The organism is Streptomyces sp. NPDC003011, from assembly GCF_053591515.1.
This window is the reverse complement of the sequence record NZ_JBSFTY010000056.1, coordinates 44,562-65,006: the sequence shown is the minus strand read 5'-3', so window position 1 is coordinate 65,006 and position 20,445 is coordinate 44,562. Positions and strand designations below refer to the sequence as shown.

General features: G+C 70.2%; 23 protein-coding genes and 1 tRNA gene. 17 read left to right on the top strand and 7 right to left on the bottom strand.

What is annotated here, in order from left to right:
• Positions 1–135: 135 nt before the first annotated feature.
• Positions 136–840, top strand: coding sequence for an RDD family protein (locus ACWD0J_RS26950; protein WP_451498421.1), 705 nt, complete (start codon positions 136–138; stop codon positions 838–840).
• A 552-nt stretch (positions 841–1,392) separates the two neighbouring features.
• Positions 1,393–2,073 (top strand): RDD family protein, encoded by a 681-nt coding sequence (locus ACWD0J_RS26945; RefSeq protein WP_451498420.1) that lies wholly within the window; start codon positions 1,393–1,395, stop codon positions 2,071–2,073.
• Positions 2,074–2,088: 15 nt separating this feature from the next.
• Here ACWD0J_RS26945 and ACWD0J_RS26940 read toward each other — a convergent pair whose 3' ends face one another.
• The gene (locus tag ACWD0J_RS26940; RefSeq protein WP_451498419.1) at positions 2,089–2,412 is read right to left on the bottom strand and encodes a hypothetical protein; all 324 of its coding nucleotides are present in this window, start codon (positions 2,410–2,412) and stop codon (positions 2,089–2,091) included.
• Between the two features lie 408 nt (positions 2,413–2,820).
• On the opposite strand from ACWD0J_RS26940, the gene ACWD0J_RS26935 reads away from it, so the two are divergent.
• Both ACWD0J_RS26935 and ACWD0J_RS26930 read left to right on the top strand, forming a co-directional pair.
• A complete protein-coding gene (locus tag ACWD0J_RS26935) occupies positions 2,821–5,157 on the top strand; it encodes an immune inhibitor A domain-containing protein (RefSeq protein ID WP_451498418.1) in 2,337 nt (778 codons plus the stop codon).
• Positions 5,158–5,278: 121 nt separating this feature from the next.
• Positions 5,279–5,665, top strand: coding sequence for a hypothetical protein (locus ACWD0J_RS26930; RefSeq protein ID WP_451498417.1), 387 nt, complete (start codon positions 5,279–5,281; stop codon positions 5,663–5,665).
• Here ACWD0J_RS26930 and ACWD0J_RS26925 read toward each other — a convergent pair.
• Both ACWD0J_RS26925 and ACWD0J_RS26920 read right to left on the bottom strand, forming a co-directional pair.
• Positions 5,662–6,252: an isochorismatase family protein gene (locus ACWD0J_RS26925; protein WP_451498416.1), complete on the bottom strand. Its 591-nt coding sequence runs from the start codon at positions 6,250–6,252 to the stop codon at positions 5,662–5,664. The two genes, ACWD0J_RS26930 and ACWD0J_RS26925, sit on opposite strands and share 4 nt — an antisense overlap.
• A 129-nt stretch (positions 6,253–6,381) precedes the next feature.
• Positions 6,382–7,779: a nicotinate phosphoribosyltransferase gene (locus tag ACWD0J_RS26920; RefSeq protein WP_451498415.1), complete on the bottom strand. Its 1,398-nt coding sequence runs from the start codon at positions 7,777–7,779 to the stop codon at positions 6,382–6,384.
• 57 nt (positions 7,780–7,836) lie between these two features.
• Here ACWD0J_RS26920 and clpS point away from each other — a divergent pair, with 57 nt between their 5' ends.
• The 8 genes from clpS (at position 7,837) to ACWD0J_RS26880 (ending at position 13,722) form a co-directional block, all read left to right on the top strand.
• Positions 7,837–8,154, top strand: a complete 318-nt coding sequence (gene clpS / locus ACWD0J_RS26915; protein ID WP_451498414.1) for an ATP-dependent Clp protease adapter ClpS — start codon at positions 7,837–7,839, stop codon at positions 8,152–8,154.
• A gap of 50 nt (positions 8,155–8,204) precedes the next feature.
• Positions 8,205–8,807 (top strand): DUF2017 domain-containing protein, encoded by a 603-nt coding sequence (locus ACWD0J_RS26910; protein WP_451498413.1) that lies wholly within the window; start codon positions 8,205–8,207, stop codon positions 8,805–8,807.
• A 319-nt stretch (positions 8,808–9,126) separates the two neighbouring features.
• Positions 9,127–10,563: an amino acid permease gene (locus ACWD0J_RS26905; RefSeq protein WP_451498412.1), complete on the top strand. Its 1,437-nt coding sequence runs from the start codon at positions 9,127–9,129 to the stop codon at positions 10,561–10,563.
• A gap of 73 nt (positions 10,564–10,636) precedes the next feature.
• On the top strand, positions 10,637–11,059 hold the full coding sequence (locus ACWD0J_RS26900) for a Mov34/MPN/PAD-1 family protein (RefSeq protein ID WP_451498411.1): 423 nt from the start codon (positions 10,637–10,639) through the stop codon (positions 11,057–11,059).
• Positions 11,060–11,095: 36 nt separating this feature from the next.
• Complete coding sequence (locus ACWD0J_RS26895; protein WP_451498410.1) at positions 11,096–12,139, top strand: LacI family DNA-binding transcriptional regulator; 1,044 nt, start codon at positions 11,096–11,098, stop codon at positions 12,137–12,139.
• Between the two features lie 88 nt (positions 12,140–12,227).
• Positions 12,228–12,323 carry a putative leader peptide gene (locus tag ACWD0J_RS26890; protein ID WP_353479674.1) on the top strand — a complete coding sequence of 32 codons (96 nt, stop codon included), beginning with the start codon at positions 12,228–12,230 and terminating at the stop codon, positions 12,321–12,323.
• A 154-nt stretch (positions 12,324–12,477) separates the two neighbouring features.
• Positions 12,478–12,756, top strand: coding sequence for a MoaD/ThiS family protein (locus ACWD0J_RS26885; protein WP_451498409.1), 279 nt, complete (start codon positions 12,478–12,480; stop codon positions 12,754–12,756).
• Positions 12,757–12,771: 15 nt separating this feature from the next.
• The gene (locus tag ACWD0J_RS26880) at positions 12,772–13,722 is read left to right on the top strand and encodes a PLP-dependent cysteine synthase family protein (RefSeq protein ID WP_451498408.1); all 951 of its coding nucleotides are present in this window, start codon (positions 12,772–12,774) and stop codon (positions 13,720–13,722) included.
• 8 nt (positions 13,723–13,730) lie between these two features.
• Here the strand turns inward: ACWD0J_RS26880 and ACWD0J_RS26875 are convergent, their stop codons facing one another.
• Positions 13,731–14,180, bottom strand: coding sequence for a type II toxin-antitoxin system PemK/MazF family toxin (locus tag ACWD0J_RS26875; protein WP_451498407.1), 450 nt, complete (start codon positions 14,178–14,180; stop codon positions 13,731–13,733).
• Positions 14,181–14,402: 222 nt separating this feature from the next.
• On the opposite strand from ACWD0J_RS26875, the gene ACWD0J_RS26870 reads away from it, so the two are divergent.
• Positions 14,403–15,155 carry an MBL fold metallo-hydrolase gene (locus ACWD0J_RS26870; protein ID WP_451498406.1) on the top strand — a complete coding sequence of 251 codons (753 nt, stop codon included), beginning with the start codon at positions 14,403–14,405 and terminating at the stop codon, positions 15,153–15,155.
• Positions 15,156–15,226: 71 nt separating this feature from the next.
• Here ACWD0J_RS26870 and ACWD0J_RS26865 read toward each other — a convergent pair whose 3' ends face one another.
• The gene (locus ACWD0J_RS26865) at positions 15,227–16,477 is read right to left on the bottom strand and encodes a PTS transporter subunit EIIC (protein ID WP_451498405.1); all 1,251 of its coding nucleotides are present in this window, start codon (positions 16,475–16,477) and stop codon (positions 15,227–15,229) included.
• A 112-nt stretch (positions 16,478–16,589) separates the two neighbouring features.
• Positions 16,590–17,891 (bottom strand): PTS transporter subunit EIIC, encoded by a 1,302-nt coding sequence (locus ACWD0J_RS26860; RefSeq protein WP_451498427.1) that lies wholly within the window; start codon positions 17,889–17,891, stop codon positions 16,590–16,592.
• 152 nt (positions 17,892–18,043) lie between these two features.
• Between ACWD0J_RS26860 and ACWD0J_RS26855 the strand changes: the two genes are divergently transcribed.
• The 4 genes from ACWD0J_RS26855 (at position 18,044) to rdgB (ending at position 20,305) form a co-directional block, all read left to right on the top strand.
• Positions 18,044–18,277, top strand: coding sequence for a PTS glucose/sucrose transporter subunit IIB (locus tag ACWD0J_RS26855; protein WP_286062649.1), 234 nt, complete (start codon positions 18,044–18,046; stop codon positions 18,275–18,277).
• 100 nt (positions 18,278–18,377) lie between these two features.
• A complete protein-coding gene (rph, locus tag ACWD0J_RS26850) occupies positions 18,378–19,115 on the top strand; it encodes a ribonuclease PH (protein ID WP_451498404.1) in 738 nt (245 codons plus the stop codon).
• Between the two features lie 148 nt (positions 19,116–19,263).
• Entirely contained in the window at positions 19,264–19,668 is a 405-nt protein-coding gene (locus tag ACWD0J_RS26845) for a hypothetical protein (protein ID WP_451498403.1), read from the top strand.
• A 34-nt stretch (positions 19,669–19,702) separates the two neighbouring features.
• Positions 19,703–20,305, top strand: a complete 603-nt coding sequence (rdgB, locus tag ACWD0J_RS26840; RefSeq protein ID WP_451498402.1) for an RdgB/HAM1 family non-canonical purine NTP pyrophosphatase — start codon at positions 19,703–19,705, stop codon at positions 20,303–20,305.
• 56 nt (positions 20,306–20,361) lie between these two features.
• Here the strand turns inward: rdgB and ACWD0J_RS26835 are convergent.
• Positions 20,362–20,437, bottom strand: a tRNA-Leu gene (locus ACWD0J_RS26835).
• Positions 20,438–20,445: the final 8 nt, after the last annotated feature.

Genomic DNA, 20,445 nt, shown 5'->3' with positions numbered 1-20,445 from the left:
ACGGTCGTCGGCGGTGGCCGGGTCGGCCGACGTCCCTGGATTCAACCAGGTTCGCGGGCCGCGCCGCAGACGCCGGTCAGCGGGGGGTGCCGAAGCTCCGGCCCGCGGCAGGCGATCCCGCCGGCCGCCCCGCACATGCCCCAGCAGTCCGCCGGACCCCAGCCCGGGACGCCCCAGCCCGGCGGCCCCGAGTCCGCTCCCGGTGCCGCCCCCGTGACCAGCGGCTCCGGCGGCGGGCAGCCCTCCTGGGCGCAGCAGGTGCACCGGCTGGCCGGCGCCTCGGACGAGGACCAGCCGGTCGTGCCCTGGAAGCCGCCCGTCGACGACGTGTTCCAGGCGGCCGCCCGGCGGCAGTCGTCGGCCCGTCCCGCCGGCCTCGGCAAGCGGCTGGGCGCCCGGCTCGTGGACACGGTCGTCCTCGCCGGTGTCACCGCCGTGGCCGCCGTACCGCTCGGCCTCAAGGCGGTCGACCACGTCAACGAGAAGATCGACGCGGCCAGGCTGTCCGGGGAGACCGTCACGGTCTGGCTGCTCGACGGCACGACGACGGCGTATCTCGGCATCGTCCTCGCCGTCCTGCTGGTCTTCGGTGCCCTCTACGAGGCGCTGCCCACCGCCAAGTGGGGCCGCACCCTCGGCAAGAAGCTGTTCGGGCTCGACGTGCGCGACATCGAGGGGCACGAGCCCCCGTCCTTCGGCGCCGCGCTGCGCCGCTGGCTCGTGTACAGCGTGCCCGGGCTGCTCGCCGTCGGCGTCCTGGGCGTCCTGTGGTGCCTGTTCGACCGGCCGTGGCGCCAGTGCTGGCACGACAAGGCCGCCCACACGTTCGTGGCGGGCTGACCGGACACCGGACACCGCGCGGGCTCGACGGCTGCCGGGACCCGGATGGCGGGCTCGACGGCTGCCGGGACCCGGTTCGCGGGCTGGACGGCTGCCGGGGACCCGGTTCGTGGGCTCGACGGCTGCCGGGACCCGGATGGCGGGCTGGACGGCTGCCGGGGACCCGGTTCGTGGGCTCGACGGCTGCCGGGACCCGGTTCGCGGGCAGGGGAGCCGGTACCCGGTTCGTGGGCTCGACGGCTGCCGGGACCCGGTTCGTGGGCTCGACGGGGTCCGGGTATCCGGTTCGCGGGCTGGACGGCGGCCGGGCACCCCGGTTCGCGGGTTCGACGGCTGCCGGGACCCGGATGGCGGGCTGGACGGCTGCCGGGCACCCGGCTCGTGGGCTCGACGGTCGCCGGGCACCCGGTTCGCGGGCTCGACGGCCGCCAGGGACCCGGATGGCGGGCATGACGGCCGCCAGGCACCCGGTTCGCGGGCACCGCGGGATCCGGTACCCCGGACGGCCGCTCGCCGGATGCGGAGCCGGTGGGTTCGCGGTCGACTCGGGCCATGAGCACCGAACCGCCCCCCGGCTCCGGTCAGCCGCCGGAAGACGACCCGTTCAGGAAGCAGCCCCCGCCCGCCGACGGCGCGGGCTCGCCGTACGGCGCTCAGCCCCCGTACGGCAGCCAGCCCCCGCCCCCTCAGGGCGGGCCCTACGGCGGTGGCCCCCCGGGCGGTGATCCCTACGGCGGTGGCGGCCCGTACGGCGGCGGCCCGCACGCCGGAGACCCGCTGGCCGGCATGGCGCCGCCGGCCGACAGCGGCAGGCGCACGCTCGCCCGGATCATCGACATGATCCTGGTGGGTGTCGTGGTCGGGCTGCTCACCTGGGCCTTCGGCGTCAACGAGTACGAGATGAGCGGCGACGGGTTCGAGGTCGGCAAGTCGTTCGGGCAGTCGGTCATCGCCGCCGTGCTCTACATCGCCTACGACACGTACATGATCACCAAGTCGGGTCGGACGCTCGGCAAGAAGTGGCTGGGCATGCGGGTGGCCAACCTCGACAACGGCGCCACGCCGTCCGTGCAGAGCGCGCTGATCCGCTCGGCGGTGCTGTGGATCCCGTTCGCCTTCTGCTGTGCCTGTGTCTGGACCGCGATCTCGGGCGGCTGGAGCTTCTTCGACAAGCCCTACAAGCAGGGCCTGCACGACAAGGCGGCGAAGACGGTGGTGGTCAGCACCGGCTGACCGCCCGCACCGGGGTCAGGAGGCGGCGCGCTCGCGCACCGGCCGCTCGGACGGCACCGGGGCGACCGAGGCCGCCCGCACGGGCGCCTGCGCCGTCTCCGTGGCTTCGGCCCGCTGGGCGGCGGGCCGGTTCACCGCGACCACGCGGGACTTCGGGACCGGGACCGTCATCGCGACCAGCAGCCCGAGGGCGAGCGCCGCGACGGCGACGAACGCGATGCCCACGGCCGAACTCGCCTGGGACAGCAGCAGCATGGCGAGCGTCGAGAAGATCACGGTGCACGAACCGTAGACGAGCTGTGCGGCCGTCGGGCGAGGCGTGACAGTCGGACGAGGCATGGCAATCGTGTCCTCGGAAGTGGGGGTCCACAGGGGCGTCGGCCTGGCTTTCCGCCGCGTTCGGGGCGTTCCGCCAATCGACTCTAATCGCCTGCATGCCCGAGTGGAACGAACAGTAAGCGTGACCTGACCAACAGTGCCGGAGCACGGGGGGCGCACGGGTTCATGGCGTCCAGCAGGTGGACGGAACCGCGCGCCCGTTCGAGAACGCTCCCGCGCCACACCGGTGTTCGCAAAGCGGACACCGACTCCGCATAGTGCAATTGACCTGTCCAAGTCAAGGTCTGTCTTTTCCTGCCAACCTCTAGTCCAATGTCGTCACTTGACTACACGCGTTGAACGCGCGCGGACCCCCCAGGCACTGGACCCCCTTCCTTCCGCGCGCACGGACGCGGGGGAGGAACTCAAGTGACCAGCAGATCCTGGCAGTTCAGAACGGCGGCGACCGTCGTCGCACTGGCCGCGGCCACCGCCACCTTCTCGACCTTCGCGGTCGCCCAGGCGGATTCGCCCGGCGCGCCCATAGCCGCCGACGGGCACGACCCGCAGCCGGCGAAGAGCAGGGAGCACGACCTCGACGGGCCGCTGTCCAAGACACAGGAGGCACAGCGCGAGGAAGCACTCGACCAGGTCATATCCGGCACCGCCAAGGTCAGTGACCGCGACGGCTCCAAGGTCGTCAAGCTCAAGGGCGAGGACAAGTACGTCGAACTCGGCCGCGAGAAGACCGACAAGATCTTCACGATCCTGGTCGAGTTCGGCGACCAGATCGACAGCCGCTACGGCGGCACCCCCGGCCCGCTGCACAACCAGATAGCCCAGCCGGACCGGGCGGACGACAACAGCACGGCCTGGCAGGCGGACTACAACCGTCAGCACTTCCAGGACCTGTACTTCGGCACCGGCGAGAACACCGAGTCGCTGAAGAAGTACTACGAGAAGCAGTCCTCGGGCCGCTACTCGGTCGAGGGCGAGGTCACCGACTGGGTCAAGGTCCCCTACAACGAGGCCCGCTACGGCTCCAACGACGCGCCCACCGGCGCCTGGTACGCCGTGCAGGACGGCGTCAACGCGTGGGTCGCCGAGCGCGAGGCGGCCGGTGACAGCGCCGCCGAGATCAAGGCGGAGCTCGCCGAGTTCGACCAGTGGGACCGCTACGACTTCGACGGCGACGGCGACTTCAACGAGGCCGACGGCTACATCGACCACTTCCAGATCGTGCACGCCGGCGAGGACGAGTCCGCGGGCGGCGGCGCGCAGGGCGCCGACGCGATCTGGGCCCACCGCTGGTACGCCTTCGGCACCGACGCCGGCTCCACCGGCCCCGACACCAACAGGCTCGGCGGCACCGAGGTCGGCGACACCGGCATCTGGATCGGCGACTACACCATCCAGCCGGAGAACGGCGGCCTGGGCGTCTTCGCCCACGAGTACGGCCACGACCTCGGCCTGCCCGACGAGTACGACACCTCGGGCGGCGGCGAGAACTCCACCGGCTTCTGGACCCTGATGTCGTCCGGCTCCTGGCTCGGCACCGGCAAGGACTCCATCGGCGACCTGCCCGGCGACATGAACTCCTGGGACAAGCTCCAGCTCGGCTGGCTCGACTACGACGTCGCCAAGGCCGGCGTGAAGTCGAACCACACCCTGGGCGTGGCGGAGTACAACACCGACAACCCACAGGCGCTCATCGTCCAGCTGCCGGACAAGACGGTCACCACCGAGGTGGTCGCCCCCGCGCAGGGCGCGACCCAGTGGTGGAGCGGCAGCGGGGACAACCTGCGCAACTCCCTGGCCCGCTCGGTCGACCTGACCGGCAAGTCCACCGCGAGCCTCACCCTCGACGGCTGGTGGGACATCGAGGCGGACTACGACTACCTCTACACCGAGGTCTCCACCGACGGCGGCGCCAACTGGACGCCGGTCGACGGCAGGCTGGCCGACGGCTCCGCGATCCCGCGTGACGGCAGCGGCAAGCCCGCCCTCACCGGCACGGTGGAGGCGTACCAGAAGCTGACGTACCCGCTGGACGCCTACGCGGGCCAGAAGATCGGCCTGCGCTTCCGGTACGCCACCGACGGCGGCGTGGCCCAGCAGGGCTTCGCGGCCGACCAGATCACCGTGACCGCCGACGGCGCCGCCCTGTTCTCCGACAACGCCGAGTCCGCGGACGCCGCCTGGACGGCGAGCGGCTTCACCCGCATCGGCGCGTCCATCACGGACGACTACCCGCAGTACTACATCGCCGAGAACCGCCAGTACGTGTCGTACGACAAGACCCTCAAGGTGGGCCCGTACAACTACGGCTTCTCGACGACCCGTCCGGACTGGGTGGAGCACTACCCGTACCAGAACGGCCTGTTGATCTGGAAGTGGGACACCTCCCAGGCCGACGACAACACCAGCCAGCACCCCGGTGAGGGCCTGATCCTGCCGGTCGACTCCCACCCGGCGCCGCTGAAGTGGGCCAACGGCACGCTGATGCGCAACCGCATCCAGGCCTTCGACTCGACCTTCACCCGGCAGCAGACGGACGCCATCACGCTGCACAACGCGGGCGTCCCGACCAAGATCAAGTCGCGGGCCGGGGTCCCGGTCTTCGACGACGGCACGTCGGCCTACTACGACGCCTCGAACCCGCTCGCGGGCGTCAAGGTCACTGACACCAACACCCGGATCAAGATCACCAAGGAGCCGCTGGACGGCTCGACGATCTCGGTCCAGGTTGGACCGTCCGCCAAGTAGACAGCGTTTTAGCAGGTCAGAAGCGTATCGGCGGTGACCCCCTGGCGGGTTGCCGCCGATCGTGTTTAGGTGCGTCCTGTGGCTCCCTTATTGACACCGACGCACACGGGGGTGTGACCGCATGGCCGCAGGAGGTTTCTGCAAGCTGCCGACCGGCAGCGTGGTGGTGGCACTGAACCTGCCCAGCCCCGCCGCCGACGGCACGGGCCGGGTCCGCTTCCTCGTCCACGCCCGAAACCGTGCGCGCGCCCTGACCAGGCTGCGCAACCTGGGCATGCGCGCGGTCTACCTGCGGGGCAACGCGGCCCCGCCGACCCCGGACGAGATCACCGCCGTCCTGCACCATCCGGACGGCCTGATATGGCGCACGGCGCCTGACAACGGTGTCGGCGGCCCCGAGCTCGTCCAGGAGCTGTGGCACCCGGTCAGGACGCTGCTGAGGCGCCCGACGGCACCGGTGCAGGCGCTGGCCCCGGCCGGGGCCAGCGGGGCGCGCGGGACGTCCTAGGCGACCACGGGCTTCCCGGACAGCTCCACGCCGGCTTCCCGCATCTCCTCCAGCGCCCGCTCGGTGGTGGCCCCGGCCACCCCGGCGGTCAGGTCCAGCAGGACCTGGGTGCGGAAGCCCTCCCGGGCCGCGTCCAGCGCGGTGGCCCGGACGCAGTGGTCGGTGGCGATGCCGACCACGTCCACCTCCTCGACCTCCCGGGCGCGCAGCCAGTCGGCCAGCGTCACGCCGTTCTCGTCGGCGCCCTCGAAGCCGCTGTAGGCCGCCGCGTACGCCCCCTTGTCGAAGACGGCGTCGATCGCGCCGGAGGCGACCGCGGGGGCGAAGTTCGGGTGGAAGCCGACCCCCTCGGTGCCCGCGACGCAGTGCGCCGGCCAGGAGTGGACGTAGTCGGGGTTGTCGGCGAAGTGCCCGCCGGGGGCGACGTGGTGGTCGCGGGTGGCCACCACGTGCTGGTAGCCGGAGCCGGCCGCCTGACCGATCAGCTCGGTGACGGCGGCGGCCACGTCGGCACCCCCGGCCACCGCGAGGCTGCCCCCCTCGCAGAAATCGTTCTGCACGTCTACGACGATCAAGGCGCGGCGCATGGTCGGTGTCCTTCGACTATGGGGTCGGGGAGAGAAGGGGTGCGAGCCCGGCCGGTGAACTTCCGAGCCTACGGACTCCGGGTGCGGGGCGGGAGGGGGCACGGCCTGGCGTGGACGGGTGCACCCGCTTTAGCTACCCGAGGGCCCGTGCGCGTACTCCGTCGGAATGACGGGTTCTCCGCGTGACAGCTGGGTCGCCGACAGGGGCAGGCCGGCGCGGGCGGCGGCGTGCCGGTCGCGGACGACGTCCAGCGGCTCCCGGGCCACCACCTCGCCGCCCTTGACGAGCTCCACCAGCAGCTGCCGGCCGGCCAGTTCATCCGGCACGGGCCCGGTGCCGACGACCTCGGCCTCCGCGATCCCGTGCTCGTCCAGGCGCCGCGCGGCCCACTTGCGGCCGCCGACGGAGGTCTTGCCGCCGGACGACTTCTTCGCCACCGGCACCAGCGGGGCCGTCGGGTCGGCGGACTCGGCGCGGGCCACCAGCTTGTAGACCATGGAGGCCGTCGGGTGCCCGGAGCCGGTCACCAGCTGGGTGCCGACGCCGTACGCGTCCACGGGCGCCGCGGCCATCGAGGCGATGGCGTACTCGTCCAGGTCCGAGGTCACGATGATCTTCGTCTCGGTGGCCCCCAGCTCGTCCAGCTGCTGCCGTACCCGGTGCGCGACCAGCAGCAGGTCCCCGGAGTCGATCCGCACGGCGCCCAGCTCAGGCCCGGCGACCTCGACGGCCAGCCGGACGGCCTCGGTCACGTCGTAGGTGTCCACGAGCAGCGTGGTGCCCCGGCCCAGCGAGTCGACCTGGGCCCGGAAGGCGTCCCGCTCGTGGTCGTGCAGGAGGGTGAAGGCGTGGGCGGAGGTGCCCACCGTGGGGATGCCGTAGCGGAAGCCCGCCGCCAGGTCGGAGGTGGTGGTGAAGCCGCCGACGTACGCGGCGCGTGAGGCGGCGACCGCGGCCAGCTCGTGGGTGCGGCGGGCGCCCATCTCGATCAGGGGCCGCCCGCCGGCTGCGGCGGCCATGCGGGAGGCGGCCGCGGCGATCGCCGAGTCGTGGTTGAGGATGGACAGGATCACGGTCTCCAGCAGCACGCACTCGGCGAAGGAGCCCTCGACCCGCAGGACCGGCGAGCCCGGGAAGTACACCTCGCCCTCCGGGTAGCCCCAGATGTCACCCGAGAAGCGGTAGGAGGCGAGCCAGTCCAGGGTCTGCTCGTCGACGATGGAGCGCTCGCGCAGGAAGCCGAGGACGTCCTCGTCGAACCGGAAGTTCTCCACCGCGTCCAGGACGCGTCCGGTGCCCGCCACCACGCCGTAGCGTCGCCCGTCCGGCAGCCGGCGCGTGAAGACCTCGAACACGCTGCGCCGTTCGGCGGTACCGCCCTTGAGGGCGGCCTGCACCATCGTGAACTCGTACTGGTCCGTGAAGAGCGCGGTCGAGGGAACGCCCACCCGTCGCCCGCCACCGCCCTTGCGAGGAAGCGCTCCGCGCTCTTCTTCTTCTGGCAGCCCAAGGTCCGCTGTGTTCATGGCAACGCATGCTACCCCCATTTCGTCAGTGTGACGATTTGCAGGGAGCGTGGCAGCATGGGCCATGTGACGTCACCCGCTCCCCTTGAGACCGAACGCACCGAATCGGCGGAGGAAGTCTTCGCCGTCCCCGAGCCGGACGTCCCCTGGGTCACGATCGTCCACAACGACCCGGTCAACCTCATGAGCTATGTGGCGTACGTCTTCCAGACGTACTTCGGCTACTCCAAGGACAAGGCCACCAAGCTCATGCTCGACGTCCACCACAAGGGCCGGGCGGTCGTCTCCAGCGGCAGTCGCGAGGAGATGGAGCGCGACGTGCAGGCCATGCACGGCTACGGCCTGTGGGCCACGCTCCAGCAGGACCGCAAGTAGCCCCGCGTCCGCCCGGCAGCCCAGCGCCCGCCCAGCAGCGAAAAGAATCCATGCCAGGACACTTCGAACCGCTCCCCGGCGGCGGCGCGGCCGTCGCCCTCGACGACGTCGAGATCTCCATCATCCGGTCGCTGGCCGTTCAGCTCCTGGAGCTCATCGGCCCCGGCCCCGCCGAGGAGCCCACCGACGACCCGCTCGCCGAGCTGTTCGCCGACGGCCCCAGCGAGCCCCCGTCCGACCCCGTCCTGCGGCGGCTCTTCCCCGACGCCTACGGCGACCCGGAGGGCACCCCGGGGTCCAAGCAGGCCGAGGAGCAGCGGGCCCACTCCGCCGAGTTCCGCCGCTACACCGAGAACGACCTGCGGGCCGGCAAGCGGGACAACGCCCTCGCGGTGATCCGCTCGCTGGACGCGCTCGGCCCGGCCGGTGACACCGGAGCGGTCCTCAAGCTGTCGCCGGGCGCCTCCCAGCAGTGGCTGCGCACCCTCAACGACCTGCGCCTCGCGATCGGTTCCCGGCTGGAGATCACCGACGAGGACGACAGCGATCTGCTCTACCACCTCCCGGACGAGGACCCGCGCAAACCGATGGTGATGGCGTACCTGTGGCTGGGCGGGCTCCAGGAGACCCTCGTCAGCACCCTTATGCCCTGACTTGTGCAGATGGTGTGTTCGCTCAACGGACACTCAAATCCGGATAACGATCACATCACCGCAGCGGACACCTATGCCCCTCACGGGTGGCCTTTGTCCGCCTTTTCTTGTGTGCTGCGCCACACGCGTCACAGGTGATCAATGTGGCGGCCGTGATAAATCTGCACGACCGCCCGGCGAACACCACCCATGGTTCGCTCGGGTGCGCCACCAGGCCGACGACCGTCGGCAGGCAGAAAACTCCAGTATCCGGGGGGATCGAGACCCGATCCGAGGCCGACGAGAGGCCCGGGTCGGCATGGAGAAAGGCGCACCACACATGACCTCAGCGCAGGTCGACACGGAACAGGCCCCGAAGGAGTCGGAAGAGGGGTACGAGCGCGGGCTCGGCAGCCGCCAGGTCCAGATGATCGCGATCGGCGGCGCCATCGGCGTCGGCCTCTTCCTGGGCGCCGGGGCGAACATCGCCAAGGCCGGTCCCAGCCTCATCCTCATGTACGCCCTGGCGGGCGTGATCATCTTCTTCATCATGCGGGCGCTCGGCGAGCTCCTGCTCTACCGCCCGGTCTCGGGCTCCTTCGCCGAGTACTCCCGCGAGTTCCTCGGCCCGTTCTTCGGCTACTTCACCGGCTGGACGTACTGGCTGATGTGGGTGGTCACCGGCATGGCCGAACTGACCGCCGCCGCGATCTACGTCAACTACTGGTTCCCGGCCATTCCGCAGTGGGTGACGGCGCTGGTCTTCCTGGTGATCCTGTTCGGGGTCAACCTGATCTCCGTCAAGCTCTTCGGCGAGCTGGAGTTCTGGTTCTCGATGGTCAAGGTCACCGCCCTGATCGGCATGATCGTGATCGGCCTCGGCGTCCTCACCTTCGGCTTCAGCTCCGCCGGTGACACCGCCGCCGTCTCCAACCTCTGGGCCTTCGACGGCTTCTTCCCCAAGGGCGTCGGCTCGTCCCTGATGACCCTCCAGGGCGTCATGTTCGCCTACCTCGCCGTCGAACTGGTCGGCGTCACGGCCGGCGAGTCCGAGGACCCCGAGAAGACCCTCCCCAAGGCGATCAACACCCTGCCCTGGCGCATCGCGCTGTTCTACGTCGGCGCCCTCACCGTCATCCTGTGCGTGGTGAAGTGGACCGAGTTCGCGCCGGGCGTGAGCCCGTTCGTCGAGGCATTCGCGAAGATCGGCATCCCGGCGGGCGCCGCCATCGTCAACTTCGTCGTCCTGACCGCCGCCCTGTCCTCCTGCAACTCCGGCATGTACTCCACGGGCCGGATGCTGCGCAACCTGGCCCACAGCGGTGAGGCCCCCGCGGTCTTCAAGAAGCTGTCCTCGACCAAGGCCCCCGCCGTCGGCGTCACCGTCTCGGTGCTCTTCATGGGCATCGGCGTGGTCCTGAACTACGTCGTCCCCGAGAAGGCCTTCGGCTACGTCACCTCGGTGGCCACCGCGGCCGGCATCTGGACCTGGCTGATGATCCTGATCAGCCACGTTCGGTACCGCCGCGCGGTCGAGGCGGGCCGCCTGCCCGCCTCCTCCTTCCCGGCGCCGGGCGGCTCGAAGTGCAGCTACGTCGCCATCGCCTTCCTGCTCTTCGTCACCGGCCTGATCGCGTACGACGCCGACGCCCGCGTCTGCCTGTACGTGATGGCGGTCTGGTTCGCCGCCCTCGGGACCGGATGGCTGATCCTGAAGAGCCGCGGCCCTCGGCTCACCGACCGGGGCGGCGAGCCGGAGCTCCAGAAGACCGGCTGACCTCCGCGCCCAGGATGCGGGCCGGCCCGTACCGTCCTCGGTACGGGCCGGCCCCTTTGCTTATCCTGACCGCATGCTCACCATCACCCAGGCCCTGTTCGACCAGATCGTCGCCCACGCGCGCGCGGACCACCCCGACGAGGCGTGCGGCGTGGTCGCGGGCCCGGCGGGCTCGGGCCGCCCCGAGCGCTTCATCCCGATGCTGAACGCGGCCCGCTCGCCCACGTTCTACGAGTTCGACTCCGGCGACCTGCTCAAGCTCTACCGGGAGATGGACGACCGCGACGAGGAGCCGGTGATCATCTACCACTCCCACACCGCGACCGAGGCCTACCCCTCCCGCACCGACATCTCCTACGCCAACGAGCCCGGCGCCCACTACGTCCTCGTCTCCACCGCCGACAGCGACGAGGCCGGCCCGTTCCAGTTCCGCTCCTTCCGGATCGTCGAGGGCGAGGTGACGGAGGAGGAGATCAAGGTCGTGGAGGCATACTGATCGTCGTACGCCCCCGGACAACCGGCCGTATCGGAGATGGTGTTGACGCAGTGGACGCACGGACGTCGCCCCACGCTGGAGGATGTCGCCCGCCGGTCGGGAGTCTCGAGGTCCACCGTGTCGCGGGTGATCAACGCCGAGCCCAAGGTGCGCGCCGAGGTCGTCGAACGCGTCCGGGAAGTCATCGCCGAACTCGGCTACGTCCCCAACCAGGCGGCCCGGCAACTGGTCACCCACCGCACCGGCGCCGTCGCGGTCGTGGCGGCCCAGCCGGAGAACCGGCTCTTCCTCGACCCGTTCTTCGACCGCCTGCTGCGCGGCATCCGCCGGGAACTCGCCCGGTACGGCGCGCAGGCCGTCCTGCTGTTCCTGGACGAGCCGGACGACTACCCGCGCGTGGCCGACTATCTCGGCGGCGGCCATGTCGACGGGGCCCTGCTGTTCTCCCTGCGCCCCGGCGACCGGCTGCCCGAGATGATCGACCGCCTCGGCCTGCCCGCCGTCTTCGGCGGCCGTCCGCTGCTGCGCGAGGGCGACACCGTGCACGGCCAGGCCTTCGTCGACGGCGACAACCGCGGCGGAGCCCGGCAGGCCGTCCGGCACCTGATCGCCCTCGGCCGTACCCGCATAGCGACCGTCACCGGGCCCTACGACCAGGAGAACTCCGCCGCCGACCGGCTCGCCGGCTACCGGGACGCCCTCGCGGACGACGCGTCCCCCCTGATCGAGAGGGCCGACTACACCCAGCGGGGCGGCGCCGACGCCATGGCCGCCCTGCTCGACCGGTGTCCCGGCCTGGACGCCGTCTTCGTCGCCTCGGACCTCATGGCGTCCGGAGCCCTGCGGACGCTGCGGGAGCGCGGGCGCCGGGTGCCCGAGGACGTGGCCGTGGTCGGCTTCGACGACCTGGCGGAGATCACCGAAGCGACCGACCCGCCGCTGACCACCGTCCACCAGGACGTCGAGGAGATGGGCCGCCTGATGGCCCGGCTGCTGTTCGACCGCGCCCGGCGGCCCGGCACCCCGGCCGCGGCCTCCGCGGTCGTCCCCACCCGTCTGGTGCTCAGAAAGTCCGCCTGAGCTCGACGGTCTCACCTTCTGAACGGAATCCGTCCGCCATGTGGGATCACATACAGGGATCCGGACCGGGAATCGATACGATGAGCCCATGGTTTGTGACGACGTGAGCGAGAAGACGCCGGGCATGCTGCTCGTGGCGCGGCTGCACGTCGACCTGTGCAGGCTCGCCAGCGCCATCTGTTGACGCCGCTCCCCACCGCCGCACGGCCGTGAGCCGATGGGGGGCACCTCCCGCGTGAGCGCAGCCGAGCGTGGGGGATCCTGACCCGCACCACCCCAGCTGTACTGCGCCGCCGCGCGTCCACCGACCTGACCACTTCCGACAGGAGCCCTGAGCCATGGCCATCGAGGTCCGCATCCCGACCATCCTCCGCCCGTACACCGACGGCCAGAAGGCGGTGGAAGGCAACGGGGACACCCTCGCCGAGCTCTTCGCCGACCTCGAGAACCGGCATGCGGGCATCCAGGCCCGCATCGTGGACGGTGACCAGCTGCGCCGCTTCGTCAACGTCTACCTCAACGACGAGGACGTCCGCTTCCTGGACGGCATCAACACCAAGGTCACCGACGGCGACAACGTGACGATCCTGCCGGCCGTGGCCGGCGGCATGGTCTGAGGCCGCTGACCACCGATGCGTTACGACTCCCCGCTGGCCGCGGTGGGCAACACCCCGCTGGTGCGCCTGCCGCGGCTCTCGCCGTCCTCCGACGTCCGCATCTGGGCCAAGCTGGAGGACCGCAACCCCACCGGCTCGGTCAAGGACCGCCCCGCCCTGCACATGATCGAACAGGCGGAGAAGGACGGCCGGCTGACCCCGGGCTGCACCATCCTGGAGCCCACCTCCGGCAACACCGGCATCTCCCTCGCCATGGCGGCCAAGCTCAAGGGCTACCGCATGGTGTGCGTGATGCCCGAGAACACCTCGCAGGAACGCCGTGACCTGCTCGCCATGTGGGGCGCCGAGATCATCCCGTCGCCCGCCGCGGGCGGCTCCAACACCGCCGTACGGGTCGCCAAGGAACTGTCCGCCGAGCACCCCGACTGGGTGATGCTCTACCAGTACGGCAACCCGGACAACGCCGGCGCCCACTACGCCGGCACCGGACCGGAGATCCTCGCCGACCTCCCCTCCGTCACCCACTTCGTCGCCGGACTCGGCACCACCGGCACCCTGATGGGCGTCGGCCGCTACCTGCGCGAGCACAAGCCGGACGTGAAGATCGTCGCCGCCGAGCCGCGCTACGACGACCTGGTGTACGGCCTGCGCAACCTCGACGAGGGCTTCGTCCCGGAGCTGTACGACGCCTCCGTCCTCACCACCCGCTTCTCGGTCGGCTCCGCCGACGCGGTCACCCGCACCCGGGAACTCCTCCAGCAGGAGGGCATCTTCGCGGGCGTCTCCACCGGCGCCGCCCTGCACGCCGCGATCGGCGTCGGCAACAGGGCGCTGAAGGCGGGCGAGAGCGCGGACATCGTCTTCGTCGTCGCCGACGGCGGCTGGAAGTACCTCTCGACCGGCGTCTACACGGCGGCCACGACGGAAGAGGCCATCGAGACGCTCCAGGGCCAGCTCTGGGCGTAGCCCACGCCCTAGTTCGCCAGGTGGCGGACCTGGTCCCACAGGACCGGGTCCACCACCCCGGCCCGGCGCCGGAACTCCCGCACCGGCACCTGACGCAGCTCGTCCGTCTCCAGGAAACTCGCGCGGCCCTGCGCGTCGCCCACCGTCCCCGGCGGCAGCGGGATCACCCCGGCCCGCTCCTCGTGGTACTTGCTGGTGATCTTCACGACGGTCGCCCGGCGCCCGCGCACCGCCAGCACCAGACACGGCCGGTCCTGTGAGTCCGACCCGTCCTCGTACGGCACGTTCGCCCACCAGATCTCCGCCGGACGGGGCCGCACGCCGACGTCCCCCGGACGTCCCGGCGGCCGGCTTCTGCGGCCCGCGGGCCGATGCCCCCGCCCCCAGCCGTCGACGAGCACGGCGACCAGCGCGAGCAGTACCACCGCGACGAGCGCGAGCCACCAGGACGTGTCCATACGCACGACGTTACCGGCGCGCGATGACCGCCGCGCGCCCTCTCACTGGTCCCATGCGCCCCGGGTCCAGCCGAACCGGTGACACCACAGGTGAGTTCGCCCACAACAGCCCTTGGCGGAGGAGCGACCATGGGTTTCGCGCCTTACGCTCGACGGACCGCACGACCCCCCGACGCCCTGTTCCCGATCTTCCGGATTTCCGCCAGCGGAGGTTTCTGCTCTATGAAGCTCACCGTCGTCGGCTGCTCGGGGTCGTTCCCGTCCGCGGAATCGGCCTGTTCGAGCTACCTCCTAGAGGCCGACGGCTACCGGCTGCTCCTCGACATGGGCAACGGTGCCCTGGGCGAGTTGCAGCGCCACTGCGGTCTCTACGACCTCGACGCGATCTTCCTCAGCCACCTGCACGCCGACCACTGCATCGACATGTGCGCGTACTTCGTCGCGCGCTACTACCGTCACGACGGCGGCCGCTGCGACCCGATCCCCGTCTACGGACCCGAGGGCACGGAACACCGCCTCACCACGGCCTACGCGGACACCCCCACCGCCTCCTCCATGAGCGAGGTCTTCGACTTCCACACGGTCAAGCCGTCCACCTTCGACCTCGGCCCGTTCACGGTCCACACCGAACGGGTGGCCCACCCCGTCGAGGCCTACGGCATCCGCGTCGAGCACGGCGGGAAGGCCGTGACGTACTCCGGCGACACGGGCGTCACCCCCGCCCTGGACGAACTCGCCCGCGACGCCGACCTGTTCCTGTGCGAGGCAGCCTTCACGCACGGCAAGGAGAGCATCCCCGACCTGCACCTCAACGGCCGCGAGGCGGGTGAGACGGCGGCCCGGGCAGGTGCCCGCCGCCTGGTCCTCACCCACATCCCCCCGTGGACCGACCCCCAGGTCAACCTCACCGACGCGCGTGCGGTGTTCGACGGCCCGGTGGAACTGGCGGTGCCGAGGATGTCGTACGAGATCTAGCTCCCCGTACGTGCGCGAAGGCCCCGGAACCTGGTCGGTCCCGGGGCCTTCGTCCTGGCGTACGGCGAGGCTCACGCCTTGGTGAGGTCCTCGACCTCCTCCTCGGGCTCACGGCCCGGGGTGGGAAGGTTGAACCTGACGATGGCGAAGCGGAAGACGAAGTAGTAGACGGCCGCGAAGACCAGGCCGATCGGGATGATCAGCCAGGGTTTGGTGGCGAGGTTCCAGTTCAGCGCGTAGTCGATGAAGCCGGCCGAGAAGTTGAAGCCCGCGTGCACTCCCAGCCCCCAGGTGACGGCCATGGACACGGCCGTCAGCACCGCGTGGATCACGTAGAGCAGCGGGGCGATGAACATGAACGAGAACTCGATCGGCTCGGTCACGCCGGTCACGAAGGACGTCAGCGCCAGCGAGACCATCATGCCCATCACGGCCTTGCGCCGCTCGGGTCGGGCCGTGTGGGCCATGGCGAGGGCGGCGGCAGGCAGACCGAACATCATGATCGGGAAGAAGCCGGTCATGAACATCCCGGCGCTCGGGTCACCGGCGAGGAAGCGGCTGTAGTCGCCGTGGACGACCTGGCCGGCGGCGTCGGTGAAGTCACCGAGCTGGAACCAGGCCACCGTGTTGACGAACTGGTGCATGCCGATGGGGATCAGCGCACGGTTGATCAGACCGAAGAGGGCGGCACCGAAGGAGCCCAGCCCGGTCATCCACTCGCCGAAGTTCCCGATGCCCTCGCCGATGGGCTCCCAGATGAGCCCGAAGAAGACACCGACGACGATGCCGACGAAGGCCATGATGATCGGAACGAGCCGGCGCCCGTTGAAGAAGCCGAGCCAGTCGACCAACTTCGTACGGTGGAACCTCTGCCAGGTCACCGCGGCGAGCAGACCCATGACGATGCCGCCGAGGACCCCGGGGTTGTTGTAGGTCGCGGCTATGTCCGCACCCTTGGTGACCTTGGCCTCGGTCACCGGGAAGGACTCGAGGACCTTGCTGTAGACCAGGAAGCCCACCAGCGCGGCGAGCGCGGTCGAGCCGTCGGCCTTCTTGGCGAAACCGATGGCGACGCCGATGCAGAAGAGCATCGGGAGGTTGCCGGTGATCGCGCCGCCGGCGTTGTTGAAGACCGAGGCGACCTTGTCCCAGCCGAGGCCGTCGGCCCCGAAGACGTCCGGCTGGCCGAGCCGGACTATCAGCCCCGCCGCCGGCAGCACGGCGATCGGGAGCTGCAGGCTGCGGCCGACCTTCTGCAGGCCCTGGAACAGACCGGATCCCCGCTTCTTGGCGGGGGTCGCCGTTGCGGTGGCGGAGCTCATACTTCCTCCATCGGGTGGTGGTCTACACCACTCAGTGGTGTAGACCATGTTGTAGCACGATGAAGGAGAGATAAGGAACCCGCGAAAACCGTGACGACGGAGCTACGGCGAGCTACCCCTTGGTGACGTCCTCGACCTCCTCCTCCGGCTCCCGCCCCGGAGTCTTCAGATCGAACCGCGTGATCGCGAACCGGAAGATCACGTAGTAGACGGCAGCGAAACACAGGCCGATCGGGATGATCGCCCACGGCCGCGTCGCGAGGTTCCAGTTGATCACGTAGTCGATCAGGCCCGCCGAGAAGCTGAAACCGTCACGCACCCCGAACGCCCACGTCACCGCCATCGACACACCCGTCAGCAGCGCGTGCACCACGTACAACAGCGGCGCGATGAACAAGAACGAGTACTCGATCGGTTCCGTGATCCCCGTGACGAACGACGTCAGCGCCACCGACAGCATCAGACCGCCCACCTCCTTGCGGCGATGCGGCTTCGCACAGTGCGTGATCGCCAGCGCCGCGGCCGGCAGCGCGAACATCATGATCGGGAAGAAGCCCGACGTGAACTGACCCGCGTCCGGGTCGCCCGCCAGGAACATGTTGATGTCCCCGTGCACCACTGTGCCGTCCGGCTTCGTGTACGTCCCGAACTGGAACCAGATGGGCACGTTCAGGAACTGGTGCAGCCCGATCACCAGCAGCGCCCGGTTCGCCACACCGAAGATGCCCGCACCCCACGCGTCCAGGCCGTCCAGCCAGTCGCTGAAACTCTCCAGCGCGTCACCGATCGGCGGCCACACCCACAGACACAGCGCCGCGAACGCGATCGCGACGAACGCCATGATGATCGGCACCAGCCGGCGGCCGTTGAAGAAACCGAGCCAGTCCACCAGCCTCGTGCGGTGGAAGCGCTGCCAGAAGTAGGCCGACAGCAGACCCATGACGATCCCGCCGAACACGCCCGGATTCTGGAAGGTGAACGCCGTCACCGCGCCGTCGGCCGTCGCCTGGCAGCCGATGCCGGGAACGGCCTTCGCCCCGTCAGGACAATCCTCCGGGAACTGGCGCAGCACGGAGAAATAGACGAGGAAACCCGTCACCGCCGCGAGCGCCGTCGAACCGTCCGCCTTCTTCGCCATGCCGATCGCCACACCGACACAGAAGAGGAGAGGCAGCCCCAGCGTGCCGTCCAGCAGCGCGCCACCCGCGCCCGCCATCACCTTGGAGACGTTCGTCCAGCCCAGCCCGTCGTCACCGAACACATCAGGCTGGCCCAGCCGGTTGAGAATGCCCGCCGCCGGCAGCACGGCGATCGGGAGCTGCAGACTGCGGCCCATCTTCTGCAGACCCTGGAACAGGCGGTTCAAGCGGGCGCGCCCGGGGCTGACCGTGGTGTCGGCACTCTCGGCACTCATGGTTTGGCGACCGCCTGTCAGGTGGTGTAGACCAGCTACGGACGATTTCGGTGCTGTGACGTCATCTTTCGGTACGTGCGCCACGATCGCTCGCGAAGATGGGCCAACTGTGGGTTACTGCCAAAAAGCGGTTCGGATCAGGGAGAAGGAACATGGCCACCAAGGCTGAGAAGATCGTCGCCGGGCTCGGCGGCATCGACAACATCGAAGAGGTCGAGGGCTGCATCACCCGCCTGCGCACCGAGGTCGTCGACGCCGGCAAGGTCGACGAGGCCGCCCTGAAGGCCGCCGGCGCCCACGGAGTCGTGAAGATGGGCACCGCCATCCAGGTCGTCATCGGCACCGACGCCGACCCGATCGCCGCGGAGATCGAAGACCTCATGTGAACCACCCCAGCCACCGTCCCTGACGGCGCGCGCTCGCTCGAACGGGCCCTTTCCCACCGGGGGAGGGGCCCCTTCCGTATGTACGGATAGGCTCAGCGCCATGTCTCGAATCGACGGCCGCACCCCCGAACAACTCCGCCCGGTCACCATCGAACGCGGCTGGAGCAAGCACGCCGAGGGCTCCGTCCTCGTCTCCTTCGGCGACACCAAGGTCTTCTGCACCGCCTCCGTCACCGAAGGCGTCCCGCGCTGGCGCAAGGGCAGCGGCGAAGGCTGGGTCACCGCCGAGTACTCGATGCTGCCCCGCGCCACCAACACCCGCGGCGACCGCGAGTCCGTCCGCGGCAAGATCGGCGGCCGCACCCACGAGATCAGCCGCCTCATCGGCCGCTCCCTGCGCGCGGTCATCGACTACAAGGCCCTCGGCGAGAACACCATCGTCCTCGACTGCGACGTCCTCCAGGCCGACGGCGGCACCCGCACCGCGGCCATCACCGGCGCGTACGTGGCCCTCGCCGACGCCGTCTCCTGGGCCCAGGGCAAGAAACTCATCAAGGCCGGCCGCCGGCCCCTGACCGGCACGGTCAGCGCGGTGTCGGTCGGCATCGTCGGCGGAGTCCCGCTGCTGGACCTCCGCTACGAGGAGGACGTACGCGCCGAGACCGACATGAACGTCGTCTGCACCGGCGACGGCCGCTTCGTCGAGGTCCAGGGCACCGCCGAGGCCGAACCCTTCGCCCGCGAGGAGCTCAACTCCCTGCTGGACCTCGCGGTCGCCGGCTGCACCGACCTGGCCGCCCTGCAGCGCACGGCACTTGATACGGTCCTCGAAAAGTAAAGAGCGCACCAAGAAGGACGGAAGCCGCGGGCAACCGCGCCGACCGCCCCTGCGTCACTAGGGGTACGGGCGCACGGCACACCACCGTGCGCCCGGCCAGCACGGGGGGCCCACCGGGGGCCGATCCCCAACGGGAGGGAACAGATCCATGGCCGCGAGCCGACGCCGCCGAAGTCGCCGTACCGCCATCGCCGCCGCCGTCGCGGCGGTCGGGCTGACGGTCGGCCTCACCACCGGCTGCGATGCCGTCAACAAGGCACTGGACTGCGTCCAGACCGCCGACGCCATCGCCGACAGCGTCACGGATCTCCAGCAGGCCGTGGAGAGCGCGTCGAACGACCCGACACAGCTTCAGGAGTCCCTCGACTCCATCGACCAGAACCTCGACGAGATCGGCGACAAGACCGACAACGCCGACGTCAACAAGGCCGTCGACGACCTCGCCGCGGCCGTCACCAACGTCCGCACGGCGGTCGAGCAGGGCGACGAGACGCCCGACCTCAGCCCGGTCACGGACGCGGCGGGCGAACTGACGAAGGTCTGCACCCCGTAGAGCGGCGATGGGCGGGGCCGGAATACTGGACCCCATGACCCGCCTGATCCTCGCCACCCGCAACGCCGGAAAGATCACCGAACTCAGGGCGATCCTCGCCGACGCAGGTCTCCCGCACGACCTCGTCGGCGCGGACGCCTACCCCGACATCCCCGACGTCAAGGAGACGGGCGTCACGTTCGCCGAGAACGCCCTGCTCAAGGCCCACGCCCTCGCCCAGGCCACCGGCCTGCCCGCCGTCGCCGACGACTCCGGCCTGTGTGTCGACGTCCTCAACGGCGCCCCCGGCATCTTCTCCGCCCGCTGGGCCGGCCGCCACGGCGACGACCAGGCCAACCTGGACCTCCTGCTGGCCCAGCTGTCCGACATCGCCGACGAACACCGCGGCGCCCACTTCGCGTGCGCGGCGGCCCTCGCATTGCCGGACGGCACGGAACGGGTGGTCGAGGGCCGGCTCCGGGGAGTGCTGCGGCACACGCCCGCCGGCACGAACGGCTTCGGCTACGACCCGATCCTCCAGCCGGAGGGGGACACGCGGACGTGCGCCGAACTGAGCGCGGAGGAGAAGAACGCGATCAGCCATCGGGGGCAGGCGTTCCGGGGGTTGGTGGCGGTGGTGCGGGAGTTGGTGGGCTGAGACGTGGAGGTCGGCCCCGTACCTTTCAATCGAAGGTACGGGGCCTAGTTTTCCAGTGGGCCCGGTGGGACTCGAACCCACGACACAACGGATCTAAACCGCTGCCCTCTTAACCAGCTGGGGTACGGGCCCGCAGCGGT